The sequence below is a fragment of the Thermoflavimicrobium daqui genome, assembly GCF_003313465.1.
GTDB classification, from domain to species: domain Bacteria; phylum Bacillota; class Bacilli; order Thermoactinomycetales; family Thermoactinomycetaceae; genus Thermoflavimicrobium; species Thermoflavimicrobium daqui.
The window spans coordinates 1-14,275 of the sequence record NZ_KZ845681.1; the positions used below are offsets into that span (position 1 = coordinate 1).

The 14,275-nt window shown below is 37.5% G+C and carries 15 protein-coding genes, 1 pseudogene and 1 other annotated feature; of the genes and pseudogenes, 10 read left to right on the forward strand and 6 right to left on the reverse strand.

Going from position 1 to position 14,275, the window contains the following annotated elements; translation table 11 throughout:
* A pseudogene (locus DL897_RS18750) lies at positions 1 to 157 on the reverse strand (IS5/IS1182 family transposase); the annotation flags it as partial.
* A gap of 191 nt (positions 158 to 348) precedes the next feature.
* Between DL897_RS18750 and DL897_RS17030 the strand changes: the two are divergent.
* The 7 genes from DL897_RS17030 (at position 349) to DL897_RS17060 (ending at position 5,681) form a co-directional block, all read left to right on the forward strand.
* Entirely contained in the window at positions 349 to 1,464 is a 1,116-nt protein-coding gene (locus DL897_RS17030) for a hypothetical protein (protein WP_113660320.1), read from the forward strand.
* Between the two features lie 215 nt (positions 1,465 to 1,679).
* Positions 1,680 to 2,231, forward strand: a complete 552-nt coding sequence (locus tag DL897_RS17035; RefSeq protein WP_113660321.1) for a YpiB family protein — start codon at positions 1,680 to 1,682, stop codon at positions 2,229 to 2,231.
* A 61-nt stretch (positions 2,232 to 2,292) separates the two neighbouring features.
* Complete coding sequence (locus DL897_RS17040) at positions 2,293 to 2,766, forward strand: DUF2487 family protein (RefSeq protein WP_168188858.1); 474 nt, start codon at positions 2,293 to 2,295, stop codon at positions 2,764 to 2,766.
* A gap of 188 nt (positions 2,767 to 2,954) precedes the next feature.
* Positions 2,955 to 3,452 (forward strand): Rieske (2Fe-2S) protein, encoded by a 498-nt coding sequence (locus tag DL897_RS17045; protein WP_276308602.1) that lies wholly within the window; start codon positions 2,955 to 2,957, stop codon positions 3,450 to 3,452.
* Between the two features lie 27 nt (positions 3,453 to 3,479).
* Positions 3,480 to 4,151: a menaquinol-cytochrome c reductase cytochrome b subunit gene (gene qcrB, locus DL897_RS17050; protein WP_113660362.1), complete on the forward strand. Its 672-nt coding sequence runs from the start codon at positions 3,480 to 3,482 to the stop codon at positions 4,149 to 4,151.
* 25 nt (positions 4,152 to 4,176) lie between these two features.
* The gene (locus DL897_RS17055; protein ID WP_113660323.1) at positions 4,177 to 4,971 is read left to right on the forward strand and encodes a menaquinol-cytochrome c reductase cytochrome b/c subunit; all 795 of its coding nucleotides are present in this window, start codon (positions 4,177 to 4,179) and stop codon (positions 4,969 to 4,971) included.
* Between the two features lie 71 nt (positions 4,972 to 5,042).
* Positions 5,043 to 5,681 carry a DUF1405 domain-containing protein gene (locus tag DL897_RS17060; RefSeq protein WP_113660324.1) on the forward strand — a complete coding sequence of 213 codons (639 nt, stop codon included), beginning with the start codon at positions 5,043 to 5,045 and terminating at the stop codon, positions 5,679 to 5,681.
* Positions 5,682 to 5,742: 61 nt separating this feature from the next.
* On the opposite strand, the gene DL897_RS17065 is transcribed toward DL897_RS17060, so the two are convergent.
* Both DL897_RS17065 and DL897_RS17070 read right to left on the reverse strand, forming a co-directional pair.
* Complete coding sequence (locus tag DL897_RS17065; protein ID WP_113660325.1) at positions 5,743 to 6,150, reverse strand: hypothetical protein; 408 nt, start codon at positions 6,148 to 6,150, stop codon at positions 5,743 to 5,745.
* Between the two features lie 285 nt (positions 6,151 to 6,435).
* On the reverse strand, positions 6,436 to 8,115 hold the full coding sequence (locus tag DL897_RS17070; RefSeq protein WP_113660326.1) for a glutamine--tRNA ligase/YqeY domain fusion protein: 1,680 nt from the start codon (positions 8,113 to 8,115) through the stop codon (positions 6,436 to 6,438).
* Between the two features lie 64 nt (positions 8,116 to 8,179).
* Positions 8,180 to 8,437: a binding site (T-box leader), on the reverse strand.
* A 276-nt stretch (positions 8,438 to 8,713) separates the two neighbouring features.
* Between DL897_RS17070 and DL897_RS17075 the strand changes: the two genes are divergently transcribed.
* On the forward strand, positions 8,714 to 9,523 hold the full coding sequence (locus tag DL897_RS17075) for a sporulation protein YpjB (protein WP_113660327.1): 810 nt from the start codon (positions 8,714 to 8,716) through the stop codon (positions 9,521 to 9,523).
* Between the two features lie 104 nt (positions 9,524 to 9,627).
* On the opposite strand, the gene DL897_RS17080 is transcribed toward DL897_RS17075, so the two are convergent.
* From DL897_RS17080 to DL897_RS17090, 3 genes are all read right to left on the reverse strand, one after another.
* On the reverse strand, positions 9,628 to 9,960 hold the full coding sequence (locus tag DL897_RS17080; RefSeq protein WP_113660328.1) for a hypothetical protein: 333 nt from the start codon (positions 9,958 to 9,960) through the stop codon (positions 9,628 to 9,630).
* A gap of 192 nt (positions 9,961 to 10,152) precedes the next feature.
* The gene (locus DL897_RS17085) at positions 10,153 to 11,253 is read right to left on the reverse strand and encodes a trypsin-like serine peptidase (RefSeq protein ID WP_113660329.1); all 1,101 of its coding nucleotides are present in this window, start codon (positions 11,251 to 11,253) and stop codon (positions 10,153 to 10,155) included.
* 648 nt (positions 11,254 to 11,901) lie between these two features.
* A complete protein-coding gene (locus tag DL897_RS17090) occupies positions 11,902 to 12,774 on the reverse strand; it encodes a YitT family protein (protein ID WP_113660330.1) in 873 nt (290 codons plus the stop codon).
* 135 nt (positions 12,775 to 12,909) lie between these two features.
* Between DL897_RS17090 and DL897_RS17095 the strand changes: the two genes are divergently transcribed.
* Positions 12,910 to 13,239, forward strand: coding sequence for a nucleotide pyrophosphohydrolase (locus DL897_RS17095; RefSeq protein WP_113660331.1), 330 nt, complete (start codon positions 12,910 to 12,912; stop codon positions 13,237 to 13,239).
* A 231-nt stretch (positions 13,240 to 13,470) separates the two neighbouring features.
* Positions 13,471 to 14,271 (forward strand): 4-hydroxy-tetrahydrodipicolinate reductase, encoded by an 801-nt coding sequence (gene dapB / locus DL897_RS17100; RefSeq protein WP_276308604.1) that lies wholly within the window; start codon positions 13,471 to 13,473, stop codon positions 14,269 to 14,271.
* The last annotated feature ends 4 nt before the right edge of the window (positions 14,272 to 14,275 follow it).

Sequence of the window (14,275 nt, forward strand, 5' to 3'; positions counted from 1 at the left end):
CATTATCCAAACAGTAATAGTCTTCAACAAGATCATAGATAAAGTCAAAATTGATGCTTTCTTCGATTTTGCGGACCAAATGGTCCGCAGGTACCAAATCATCTAATGCTATAATCTCCATCTGATGTCGACCATTTTCCCCTCGTTTGGTTAACACAAAACATCCCCCATTTATAACTTTCTACTTTCTTTATTCGACAAAAAAAGCTTGTCGACCTGTTCAAAAATGAACTTTGTCGACAAGCTGTAACATCCCCATAAGGGATGTTTTTCTTTGTATATTGGTCTATCTTTCTTCACCCTTGTCCAAAATAAGAACAACTAGAATTGAAAGGAAAGATGGACCTTATGCGTATGGCAGATTGGTTAACATATACAGATATTGAACAACTTAAAAAACTAAATCAATATTACGGATTTACTGCAGATCGACACTCAAAACATGATTTAATTTGTAGTTTACTTCGCCATGTACATCAAAAAAATGCGCTACAAAAAATGGTGGATCAACTTTCTCCTTCCGAATATCGATTTCTGCAATTGCTCATTTTAGATCCAAGCCCATCCTTTACGATGGAAGAATTGATGGCTAAGGGAAGAGCAGCTCTAAATGGAGAAGATGGAGAACCTCGTAGCTTTGTCGTCAACGCTTTGAAAAAGGGATGGCTGTTTCCAGGATATTCGTTGCAAACCCAATTTTTGTACCATATTCCTTCAGATACACGTGAAAAAATGGTGGAATTACTTCTAGAACCCTATCAAAAATTTCGTACAGATCAACCCGCTTTTTATCGTGATGAAGAAATGCAGATGGTGCATGATTTGATTCATTTTTTAGATTTTCTACGCAAAGAAATAGTACGAATTACACATGATGGAGCTATTTATAAACAGCAGCAGCGTCAGTTATTTCAAACTTTTTATATCAAGGAAGAACCTCTGGTTCATAAAGGTCCGCGTTTTGGTTTTGGCAGACGTTATCACTTGTACCCTGATCGCTTTTCTCTCATCTATGATTATGCGTTTTATGAAGGATTTTTTGTCGAAGAAGACGGATATTTGTGTTTAACAGAATCTGGTTCCGGGAAAATAACTAAAACAATAGATGAGAATGAAGCTAAAAATCTTTATCGTTTCTGGATACGTCTTTACCGCAAACCCATATATCACCTTCCTATTTTGATTCGATGGATTGGATTACTTGCGCATCCAGGATGGTTTCCACTTCATCAAGCGTATGAGATTATCAGACCTTGGATTAAATCTTTCTACTATGAAACAGAAGAGTCTTTGTTTCAAAAGATGATACAGATGCTTGTACACTTAGGTGTTATTCGTTTGGGAAGTGAGGATAGTCAAAGTTTTATTACACTGACGCAAGTAGGTGTAAAATGGATGCATGGGATTTCAGCATTTCGTGAGAAGGTGATTGAAGACGGCTTTATAAAAACTTCAATCGAATGAAAGCAGTTGAATGGCAGGAACGGTTAGCTTTTTGTCGAAATTGTATATACGCAGATATATCTATTAGTAAATATCTAGAATCTACCTGTATGAACTAATCAAAGTATTTTACATGATCTGATTAAAAATTCAGATCATATCTTTAGAGGGTAGCCTCTATTTATAAATTGACCAGATAATAAATTGGTGAGTTGGGTAGGGGGTACAGAGCATATATGGGCAATAGCGTAACCGTTTCTGAGAAAAAAGAATTTCTAGATTGGTTTTTAAATCATTATGAGCTACAGAATAAAGGTGCTGCATTTCTGCTCCGATTCCTATCCTCAGATGAAAAGCTACTTCAGAAAGTTCACTTTGTTGAAAATGTACGTCTCTTACGGAAATGCTTGATTATCTCTACAAAATGTTCGAAAATGCCGTCGTTTCGTTTTATCAAGAATAAACGTATGGACTCAGATGTTGAAACCGCTTTCTTTGATATTAAGTTCTCTCCAAATGAAGACATTTATATTGGGCTATATTTTAAAGATCAAAATTCGTGCCCGGAATATGCCGCGGTATTGGAGGGGAACCCCATGGAAAAACAAGACTTGGTACAAGACAAGTTGCTAGGTCTGTTCGCGGAGATACTTCTTGACCATGCGGTACTCGATTTTAAGCAAAAGCAGCTCTATAAACAAATTGATGAAGCACTAGCAGCTGGAGACAGAGAAGCTTTTTTACAACTCAGCGAACAATGGCGGGAAATCCTAGAACTTAAAAAATAGATCAGATATAATTTTGCTCGGGGATAACCTGAGCTTTTTTTTGGAGAAAAGGATGGGTATCATGCGATTAATGGATATGAATACAACTGAATGGCAACAGTTTGCCCCCTATATCGATACACTTTGCATACCGATTTCGAGTTTTAGTTTACAGGAAAAACAGCTTAATCGTCTACAAGCACAAAGAGTTGAGCAAATTACTAAGCGCTTCGAAAAAAAGCTAATGGGAAGAGTGTTACTGCTACCACCCATTTCATATGTAGGAAAAGATTCATCTGTCTTCCTTTCTTATTTAAATGAAGTGATGACCGATTTATCTCAGCTTTCCTTTCATTATTTAATATTGGTGATCGATGGCCAATATAAATACATAGAAGAGGTTGATTTAACTCATTTATCTTTTATGGACTCAGTGGTGCATATGGTTCCAACAATAGAAGCAGAATTGGATGAAGCGGCTAAAGAGGAAATGATTGATCAAGAAATCATGAAATTATATAATAAAACGCTCAAAATTTGGCAAACTAACATCTAAATGGAATTGAGTGTCATAATATTGTCGGTATATAGTCACATGTATTTCCTTGACTTTCACTTTGAGCATTCGTTATTATGAAAGATGTCCTAGTAAGAGGTTTTATATTATTGTGTCCTATTTTTAAGTAAAAGGTTCCGGTTTTTCTTAAAGTGGACGGTTGCCTATAGAGGGAGGTCGGAAGTGTCGTGAGTAAAAAGGTTTCCCGCCGTAAATTTTTAACCTATATGTTAGGTGGGACAGCTGGTTTCCTTGGTGCAGGCATGCTCTTTCCAATGGTTCGCTTTGCCGTTGATCCTGTTCTCAAAAAAGGAGGCGGCGTTGGTTTTGTCGATGTGAATTTACCAGTTAATCAAATCAAAGATAAGCCAATTGCAGTTGAGTTTAAAGTACATCGGAAAGACGGTTGGTATGAGCCTGCAGAAGGTGAAACATTAACAGCATGGGTAATGAGACAAAATGGTAAGGTTGTAGCACTATCCCCAGTCTGTAAACATTTAGGTTGTACAGTAAACTGGGATAGTAATCCACAATTTAAAAATGAGTTTTTCTGTCCTTGTCATTTTGGTCGTTATTATAAGGATGGTACGAATGTTCCAGGAACTCCACCATCCAAACCACTGGATAAGTATCAGATTAAAGAAGAAAATGGAAAACTGTTGATCGGACCAGTAATTAAAGCTTAATATTGCAGCGACTGGAGGTGTAGCATGATGCTGCGCGCCATTTATGATTGGGTAGATGAGCGTTTAGACCTTACGCCGATTTGGCGTGATGTTGCTGACCATGAAGTACCCGAACACGTAAACCCAGCACACCATTTTTCTGCATTTATCTATTGCTTTGGTGGGCTGACTTTCTTTGTGGTCGTTATTCAGATTTTGTCTGGCATGTTTTTGGCACTTTATTATGTACCCGATATTGTGAACGCTCACGCAAGTGTAAACTACTTACAAAATGAATTGGCTATGGGAGCCATTGTTCGAGGAATGCACCACTGGGGTGCTAGTGTTGCGATTGTGATGTTGTTCTTGCATACGTTAAGGGTATTCTTTACCGGGTCCTATAAGAATCCACGTGAATTTAACTGGATCGTCGGGCTATTAATCTTTGCGGTGATGATCGGGTTAGGATTTACGGGTTATCTCTTACCATGGGACAATAAAGCATACTTTGCGACCAAAGTAGGTGTAGAGATTGCTGCCTCGGTGCCATTTATCGGAAAATACATCGCTATCTTCTTACAAGGTGGAGATATTGTTGGAGCGGTAACACTGGAGCGTTTCTTTGCTCTACATGTGTTCTTCCTCCCTGCAGCACTCTTTATGTTACTTGGTGTACACTTTATCTTAATCCGACGTCAGGGTATTTCTGGCCCACTATAAGGTCTACGCGTGAGGAGGGATCCACATGGCTCATAATCCAGAAGGAAACCGTAAACAAGTCCATTACGTGGGAGACTCGCGCGTTCGTGCAGACCGTCCGAAACGTTATGCCCCGGACTACTCCGAGTTTCCTGGTAAAAACGAAGCTTTTATACCTGACTTTCTCTTAAAAGAATGGATGGTAGCTGCCGTTTTCCTAGTTGGATTTATGACATTGGTCATGTCTGAACTTCCACCATTGGGGGAGAAGGCTGACCCTACAAATACGAGTTTTTTACCAGTGCCTGATTGGTACTTCTTATTCCTTTATCAGTTACTTAAATATAAATGGGCATCCGGTCCGTATGTCGTGCTTGGAACCGTTGTTTTACCATTAATCATGGCTGCAGCACTCTTACTTGCTCCTTGGCTTGATAGTGGTAAAGAACGCCGCCCACATAAACGGCCTGTAGCGACAGGATTGATGATCCTATCTGTCATTGCAGTTGCCGCCTTAACATGGTCAGCTGAAGCTGAGCACGAACAGCAAGCAGAATCAGCTCCTATCCGTATGCCGAAAGCGACCAAAGTCATGGCAGTGGATGAACAAGGTTATCAACTCTTTAAAGAGAGTGCTTGTATCAAATGTCATGGTGACCAACTCCAAGGGGTTAATGGTCCTCACTTAATCGGGGTAGGAAACAAGCCAGGTATGACCACAGATAAAATCATTGAAATTATTGATCATGGTCGTGGCGGAATGCCAGCTGGAATGTTCCAAGGTTCTGACCAAGAAAAACGTGCTTTAGCTGAATGGCTGATGAAACAAAAGCAAAAATAATAGATACTTAACGAAACCTGGTTGTGAATGCCCGCAACCAGGTTTTTACATAATGAAAGCGTGGGATCAAGTTGATTCGAGCTGCATTTAACTTTTTACAAGCATTATTACAGCAGCGTTGGTGTTTATGGATTTTATTTTGGGTGAATTTGTTAGGATCTCTATATGGATTTTACTGGTATAAGGATCAGCTTGCGATAACACCTTCACACTTGCTCATCTTTGTTCCAGATAGCCCTACGGCTTCCGCTGCTTTTACATTGGTTCTATTGTTTTTTCTCATACGAAAAAAAAGCCCTTTTACTGAGGCTTTTGCAGCAATTACCTTATTTAAATACGGCATTTGGGCTGTAGTGATGATCATTTGGGGAGGGATTTTAGATCCCCAACCATTTTTAAAGGCGCTTTCATGGCAACATTGGATGCTCATTGCTTCTCACTTAGGGATGGCAGCACAAGCTATTTTATATGCACCAAGATATTCGTATCGACTAAAAGAAGTGATTTGGGTTTCTGCGTGGACCTTGCTAAATGATGCGATGGACTATGGGCTTGATATTCATCCATGGGTACATCCAGCAGTCGAACTGCAACAAGCGTATGTAGCCTTCTTTACGGTGATGTTAAGCCTAATTAGTATTGCTTTATTTGTTTATCTTCGAAAAATACGAACAAGTCATCTTTCATCAATCCATACGACATATAAATAGCTTCATAAGAAAAGAGCCTTCCAGTAAATGGAATTAAAAGGCTCTTTATACGATGCTCTCTTTACTTAGCGTTATTCGGGTTTTTGTCGATAAGGTGCTTCACTTTAGATAGAGTGAATTCATCTTTTTCAATGGTTAACCAGATGATTTTTTTCCCTTTCTTAAAAACATGTAAGTGTCCCATTTGGTCTTCTTTAGTCCAGCCCCATTTTTTAATTTCATTTAAATACTCTGGAGAAGGGTAAAGTCCTTGCTCTCCACCAATATTCTTTAGCTGATATTTAGCATATTTTTCGATCATCGGATTATTGGCTTTTCCTTCGGCTAATTTTGCATGTTGTGGTATCGGAAACTCTTTATCGATACTGGAGTGGATGAAGGGGGCTTCTGCATGATTTGGATTGGAACAGCCACCAATGATACAAAGCATCCATAGTATAGGGAAAGAAAGTTTAAAAACGTTTTTCATTTTTAACGGTCATCCCCTTTTCCATTTCAGTTGTGCCAATTATTAAATATAGGAAGTAATGAAGGCATGCTTTCGTCATATTCCCTTCTGTGCTAAAAAGGACACGGAAAGGTCTCTTAGGCGAAAAACAACCCTTTTTTTAACAGGTTTTGGATAATCGACACTACCGTTTCCATACTATTTTCCATATCAATTCCCTGAGTACCTGCTTTATAAGTGAGTTAACCTTGATTGGATAAGCCTCCCCACTAGCATAAATGGGGAGGCTTATTAATAACCTTCATCTTATTTCGTTTTTTTCCAGGAATCTTTTAAAGACACAATCCGGTTAAAAACAAGCTTTTTTTTGGTTGAATACTTATGGTCTACACAAAAATAGCCATGACGAATAAACTGAAATCTTTCTTCTGGTTTGGCTTCGACAAGGGATGGTTCAACGATACAATCCTTCACAATCACTTTTGATTGTGGATTGATCATGTCTAGCCAATTGATTTTGTCATCCTTGGGAATTTCATGATTGATAAACAGTGAATCATATAAGTGAACGTCTGCTTTCACACCATGTAATGCTGAAACCCAATGGATGGTTGCTTTCACTTTACGCCCTTTGAAACCTGTTCCGCTTTTGGTTTCGGGATCATAAGTACAATGAAGCTCAATAATTTCACCGTCATCATCTTTAATTACTTCATTACATTTTATAAAATAGGCTCCTTTTAATCGTACTTCTTTGTCTGGAGATAGCCTATGGAAGCCTTTGACAGGTGTCTCCATAAAATCGTCTTTTTCAATATAGATCACTTTGGAAAAAGGTACATTTCTTTTCCCTAACTCATCATTCTTGGCATTGTTTTCGATGGGTAAGTACTCGAATTCATCTTCAGGATAATTGGTAATGACTACTTTTAAAGGATTTAAGATAGCCATTGCACTTGGCACTTTTGTTTGTAAATCCTGACGTATAAAATGTTCCAGCATGGCGATGTCAACCGTACTTTGATGTTTAATTAAACCAATCTCTTCAATAAAGTTTTGGATACTCTCAGGTGTATACCCTCTTCTCCTAAGTCCACGTATCGTAGGAAGCCTTGGATCATCCCATCCATCGACGTATTCTCCAGCGATTAATTCTTTGAGATAACGTTTACTTGTAACAACACCTGTTATATTTAATCTGCCAAACTCTCTTTGTTTGGGAGGCTCTGAGATATCTAATTCGTTAAGTACCCACTCATATAGAGGGCGATGGTCTTTAAATTCAATCGAACATAAGGAATGTGTGATTCCTTCGATAGCATCTTGAATCGGATGTGCAAAGTCATACATCGGATAGATGCACCATTTGTTTCCTGTTCGATAATGGTGTGCATGGATAATTCGATAAATAACAGGATCTCTTAAATTCATATTGGGTGAGCTCATATCGATTTTGGCACGTAAAACTTTAGCGCCTGTAGGAAATTCGCCATTTTTCATTCTCGTAAATAAGTCAAGATTTTCCTCAATAGAACGATTTCGATAGGGGCTCTCTTTACCTGGTTCTGTTAGTGTTCCTCTATATTCAGTCATTTCTTCTGGTGATAAGTCACAAACATATGCCTTTCCTTTTTTAATCAGAGAAATAGCATATTGATAGATTTCATCTGAATAATCCGAACCAAAATAGATACGGTTACCAGGGTTATATCCAAGCCAGTCTATATCTTCGATAATAGCATTGACATATTCGATATCCTCTTTTAAAGGATTGGTATCATCAAAACGGAGATTAAAGTGACCGTTAAATTTTTTGGCAATGGAATAATTAGTATGGATGGCATAAGCACTACCAATATGAAGATACCCATTTGGTTCTGGAGGGAATCTTGTACAGATTTCTCTACTAAATGTTCCTTCTTTAATATCCTCACTAACTATTTTATGTAAAAAATCCTGATGCATCGTTTCTTTTTCTTCACTCACTCTAAACGCCTCCTACTCACTTTGTTTTATATACAATAAAAAATCTCCTCTCCAAGACCTAAGTCTTGGGGACGAGATTTATATTCGCGGTGCCACCCCAATTTGTTAATATGTCACCATATTAACCTTATTTGGTATTGCATTGTGATGAATGCTCATACCATTGCTCGATAACAGGAGCTACTGTCACACCACCCCCTAGTGATAGGTTCCGATGTGATGCTCAGAGGCTTGGTTCAATAAACTATTCTTACTCCTTTCCAGCTACCGGAGCTCTCTGTAAAGAATGAAATTTACCTACTCTTCTCTTCATCGCATGTTATTTTTTTGAAAGTGTTCTTATGTAATGATGATCTCTTTATATGTTATCACTTCAGTCTCCTTCATGTAAATATGATTCATTATATCGATGTTTTTTTACTATCATGGGTATCTTAGGTTTTATTTATTCCAATTTTATTGTTCCTAATGTATTAGGGTTCCTTCTTTTCTCATTATTCACAAGTAGGGCTAGAAGAAAATCCCATTCATAGACATATTTCATTGGACAACCTGAATAAACTGTCAGCAAAGGATGTAATAGGAAGAGGGGATTGGGGTGTCACCACCACGTAGGATGAAGTGGATTGCTATTTTTTTGATCGGGTGCTTAGTACTTGTTGGAACCAAAATGGTTTGGGCCAATGAAAAATGGTCAGATCAGCAAGAAGAATGGTCTAAAACAGCGCTTAAAATTACAAATTCGATCAACAAAAAACAGTTTTTAGTAGCGAAAGAGGAACTTACCAAGTTGTCTACCCAATTTGCTGAGGCGAATTTTGCACATAAAAACTTAAGTGTAGCAGGAATTCGTGCTCTATCTGATACGATTTTAGAGTTAGAGCAAGAGTTAAACCGTTTAATGCCAAATGAACAAAAAATGAAAATAGCAGCATTAAGATTATCCATCGCTTTTGATACGCTTTCTCATCCTTATCAACCATTATGGAAGCAATATTATGATCCTTTAAAAGAAAGACTCCTTGAAGTAAAGCAAGCCGTACATAAAAATAAGACGGCTGAATTAAAGGAGGCGATCTATCAGTTCACCCGTGAATATAAATTAATTCATCCTGCCTTAATTATTAGTAAAAGCAAGCCAACGATTCAGAAGTTAGATTCATTGATTATGGCTTTACAGCGAGTAGATCAGCCAGAGATGATCCAGTCGAGCATAAAAGAGCTTGAAAATATATTATACCCACTCTTTTTTGGCTCGGAAAAAGATGTGATGGCCGCTATCGCACCTTTTGGAACATTACCTTTTTATTGGGTTTTACTATGGGTAAGTGGTTTTATCATCTTGATTTTGGCCTATGTTGGATGGAGAAAATATCAAGGAGAAGAACAAATTGCTCACCGTGCCTAAGAAAAAGCCGACTCTTCTACTGAAATAAGAGAGAGTCGGTTTTTTTTTGGAGCAGATCTGATCGTATGGTCCCTTAGAAAATAGTGCATCTTGTTATGAGTCGACTATTTGCTTTTTTTCGGTAAGGAAGGATCAACACAACCATTACTACCGATACTGGCATGATCAGGTAGCTTTTTTACTTTTTCCATATTGAGATTTTTGATATCACCGCACTTCGAATTTCTATTTGAATAAATTCCTTTTTTCTTAGCCATGTTTATTTGCTCTTTTATTCTTTCTTGCTCTTCTTGAGGAAGGTCACTTACTTTAGCTATGGGAAGATTTGTGACTTGCTCCTTTTTTGATTGAGTTGTCTGAGAAAAAGCAAAAGGTATGGATACTCCTAAAGCTATAATAGTAAGCCCAATTGCCAAGGACATTTTAAATTTACTCATATCGTATTCCTCGCGATCTTTGGCGATATATAAATATTTTATCGTTTATATACAAGATAAGACACTATATTTTATGCAAAATATAATAATAGATTTCCTCTTTGTATAATGATTGATCTCATGTTTCTCTTATGAATCTAATAAAAAAACCGGCTCTTTCTGTGAATATAAAGAGCCGGTACTTTTTGTTTTCTATCGAGACATCCAGTATACTATTCGATCATATGTAGAGCCAGTAAAGCGAGGCCCATAGTTGGCACTATCTGCATTGGAGCCGCAGCTATTTAATGAAATGACCGCAGTCCAGCCAACTTTTGTATTCCAAATAGGTCCTCCACTCATTCCACCTAACACATAACCATTATGTTGAATGGCATTAGGCCAGTTGGTTAAAGAAGTGATCTTACCTAAACTTTTATATTGATAATTACCATCATAACTACCTTCAGCAGGATATCCATGAGCAAGGACTTGTTCCCCCACTGCATGGTTAGTCGAGCGAATATCAAACCATGAATTAGAAACAACATCCGTTCTCACAGCAGCAAAGTCATGTTTAGCATCTTTAATATACATAGTATCTCGACTTGGCGTTGTTGTGTTGACCCATCCTGCATTTACCCAAAAAGCAGAAGTGGCACCTGAATCATATGGGAAATGATATCCATTTTGACCGCGGAAATAATAGATTGCATTCGCAGGCGTATTGGAGAGTGTATCATAAACACAATGGCCAGCAGTGATCATGGTGTTGTTATCGACGTAAAACCCAGTACACAAATAATCACCATCAGGAAACTCTACCACTAAACTGGCGATAGCATTATTTGGCGCAGAGGTGGTATTGGTTACTTGTTGTAGGTTGTTGGCTGTTTTGATTCCAATATTGGAGAATGAAGCCGTTTTTGTGTTCTGATCTGCTATATTTTTTGGATTTTCAGTTGTTTTTGCATTTCCTAAGGAAACGTCAATGCTACCATCACTTCCGATACTAGCATGATCAGGTAATTTCTTTACTTTTTCCATATCAAGATGATGAATACTACCACCTTTAGATTTTTTGGATAGATTATTATGTGAGTAGATTCCTTTTTCCTTGGCTAATTCCTTCATTTTTTTAATTTTTTCTTGTTGTTCTTTAGGAAGCTCACTTACTTTCTTCTTTTGCATTTTCGCAACTTGCAATTTTTCTGACTTCGGTTGCGAAGTTTGAGCAGAAACAGATGGAAGTGTCATTCCTGTAATTGCCACAGAAAGTCCGATGGAAAGAATGATCTTAGAAAATTTCCCCATATACTAAAACACCTCATAATAATATTATTTTTTTAAGAATACTATATTAGTATACAATAGTAGACGTAATTTTTATATATTTTAAATAGAAAATAGCATTTATCTTGGGAAAAATGTATAGCTATGTAATCTGGGATGTTTCAGCTCGTTCGATAGAGAATGAAGTATGCCGCGATATAAAAGCATTATTAATGAATCATCATCTGCTAGAGTGAAGACGTATTATAGTATAAAAATTGATTTGAGTTTAGAGAAGAAGACAAAGCCATTTTAAATTCTATTTTGGCTTTATATTAAGATTATTTATTGAATAGGGGAATTTTTTTATGATAAATTAGTAATGGCAATATTATAAAAATATAGTTTACTCTACTCTCTAACAAAGTGAAAAGGTGATTTGAGGTATAATTAAGATGTCAAATGAAAAATTTTATAAAATATTGGGCATTTATTCTAATTCCTCTGAAGAAAAAATTGAAAAAAATAAACGAACAATTACTGAAATCAAGATTGAAAAACCCTTTTCAATTGGGTTTCCCTTAATTTTATCTAAATGATCAATATTAATAAAAATGACTGGAGGTTCTTACAGGAGTCTCCAGTCATTTTTATATTACAGTTCAATTTAGAATAAGGCTTTTTCATATATCAGTTTTTAATAATCTTCTCTGAACCAATTTTTTCAAACGTAAATCCTTCACCATGAACATCCCTAGCATCATGTACCACGATAAAGGCATCAGGATCAAGATCATGTACAATTTGTTTTAGTTTTGGCAATTCATTAGGAGCTACTACGACATAAAGAACATCTTTTTCTGAACCGGTAAAAGCACCTTGTCCTTTTAAAATAGTGACACCTCGTTCCATTTTTTCGGTAATTTGGTCTGCTACGGATTGAGCATGGTTGGAGATAATCGTGGTTGCCTTCGATGCATTTAAACCTTCCACGACAAAATCGACGACTCGTGCCCCTACGAAGACTGAGACTAAAGTATACATCGCCATATTTAGATTAATAACAAAAATAGAGCTACAGATGACAGCAAAATCAAATAAGAACATCGTTCTTCCGATACTCCAACCAAAGTATTTATTGACAAGGCGTGCGATAATATCGACACCACCTGTAGTTCCACCAACCCGAAAGATGAGTCCTAACCCGATACCAACGAGAACTCCTGTGTAAAGGGCGTTGAGAAGAGTATCTGTTACCGGCTTTCCTAGATTTTGGGTTAATCCCAAAAAGACCGAGACCGCAGTTGTTCCAATAATAGTGTAAATCAGTGTTTGTTTGCCAAAGACTTTATAACCGACAAAGAAAAGTGGCAGATTAAGTAGGAAAACGAGGATGCCTGTGTCCCAACCTAGTTTGTAATGCAATAGCATGGCAATCCCAGTAAAGCCCCCTTCGGCTAATTTACTAGGAATAGCAAAGTAGTTAATTCCGATAGAAAAAATGAATGCACCAATAAGAATTATGATAATATTTTTGATGTGAAGATAAAGCTTGTTTTTCATATAACTTCTCCTCTTAATGAATCTAGTAGTCCGGAATCATTATACATTTCTGGATAGGAACCTTTCAATGTATGTTTGTTTGAGATCTTGTAGTAGATCAGTTAACATGAGAATGGACAAGGGGGTCGGAAGTTTATGTCTGATAAGACATTTAAAGAGATTCAGCAAGAAGTTGATCAGTACATAGGACAATTTAAAGAAGGGTATTTTCATCCTCTCTCCATGTTGGCACGACTAACTGAAGAAGTGGGAGAACTAGCTCGAGAAGTAAATCATCGCTATGGTGAAAAACCCAAGAAACCAAATGAAGAGGAGAATTCGATTCAAAATGAGTTAGGTGATATCATCTTTATTGTCACCTGTTTCGCTAACTCTTTAAACATTGATTTGGAACAAGCTTTTAATGAAGTGATGGATAAATATAATTCTCGAGATAAAAATCGCTGGACTCGTAAAGAAAAATAGGAAAAAGCGATCCATTCTTTTTTATTTTGTATGGGTAAACAGGGCTATTTATAAAGCAGAGAGTCATTTTTCGGCTAAGAGACCTCCCGTTCCATCTCCATGAAAAAGAGTTGGAATCCGATAGACATTAGGTACGTGACGAGAAAGTGACCTCTGTTTACTCTCTTTATTTACTCAATCAACACGTGAGTATGAAATAGAAAATTCGACAGATAAAGGAGAATAATCATCATGAGTATACGCGTAATTGTAGCAGGAGCTAATGGAAGAATGGGACTAGAAGTTGTAAAATTGATACAACAGACTAATCATTTTACCCTAGCATGTGGTGTCTCACGCTCACAAGCTGGAAAAGATGTAGGAGAAGTGGTGGGAGTGGGTAAGATGAATGCGCCATTTGTTCGTAGCGTTGAAGAAGCATTAACTCAATTCCCCGCTGATGTGATGGTGGATTTTACAACTCCACATGTGGTTCAAAAACATATGGAACTCGCGATCGAAGCAGGAGTGCGTCCAGTTGTCGGTACTTCTGGACTCGGTGAGCAGGAGATACAAGAGCTAAAGCAAACTTGTAAAGATAGAAGGATGGGTGCTATTATTGCCCCTAATTTTGCGATTGGAGCTGTTTTAATGATGGTATTCGCAGCACAAGCCGCAAAATATATGCCCCATGTAGAAGTGATCGAAATGCATCATGACCAAAAATTAGATGCTCCATCAGGTACTTCAGTCAAAACAGCCGAGCTGATTGCTGCGAATCGTCAGGAAATCAAACAGGGACATCCTGAAGAAAAAGAAATGATTACGGGCGCTCGTGGTGCCGACTATCAAGGTTTCCGGATTCACAGTGTACGTTTACCTGGTTTAGTAGCCCATCAAGAAGTGTTATTTGGTGGTGCAGGACAGCTACTCACGATACGCCATGATTCACTCAATCGTGAATCCTTTATGCCAGGAGTGAAGTTAGCAGTGGAAAAAGTGATGGAACTTGATCATTTGGTTTACGGCTTAGAAAATATCCTCGATTTATAAAGAA

Coding starts and splice junctions, on each gene's coding strand:
- DL897_RS17030 (WP_113660320.1), top strand. CDS start 349: ATGCGTATGGCAGATTGGTTAACATATACAGATATTGAACAACTTAAA.
- DL897_RS17035 (WP_113660321.1), top strand. CDS start 1,680: ATGGGCAATAGCGTAACCGTTTCTGAGAAAAAAGAATTTCTAGATTGG.
- DL897_RS17040 (WP_168188858.1), top strand. CDS start 2,293: ATGCGATTAATGGATATGAATACAACTGAATGGCAACAGTTTGCCCCC.
- qcrB (WP_113660362.1), top strand. CDS start 3,480: ATGCTGCGCGCCATTTATGATTGGGTAGATGAGCGTTTAGACCTTACG.
- DL897_RS17055 (WP_113660323.1), top strand. CDS start 4,177: ATGGCTCATAATCCAGAAGGAAACCGTAAACAAGTCCATTACGTGGGA.
- DL897_RS17065 (WP_113660325.1), bottom strand. CDS start 6,150: ATGAAAAACGTTTTTAAACTTTCTTTCCCTATACTATGGATGCTTTGT.
- DL897_RS17080 (WP_113660328.1), bottom strand. CDS start 9,960: ATGAGTAAATTTAAAATGTCCTTGGCAATTGGGCTTACTATTATAGCT.
- DL897_RS17085 (WP_113660329.1), bottom strand. CDS start 11,253: ATGGGGAAATTTTCTAAGATCATTCTTTCCATCGGACTTTCTGTGGCA.
- DL897_RS17090 (WP_113660330.1), bottom strand. CDS start 12,774: ATGAAAAACAAGCTTTATCTTCACATCAAAAATATTATCATAATTCTT.
- DL897_RS17095 (WP_113660331.1), top strand. CDS start 12,910: ATGTCTGATAAGACATTTAAAGAGATTCAGCAAGAAGTTGATCAGTAC.
- dapB (WP_276308604.1), top strand. CDS start 13,471: ATGAGTATACGCGTAATTGTAGCAGGAGCTAATGGAAGAATGGGACTA.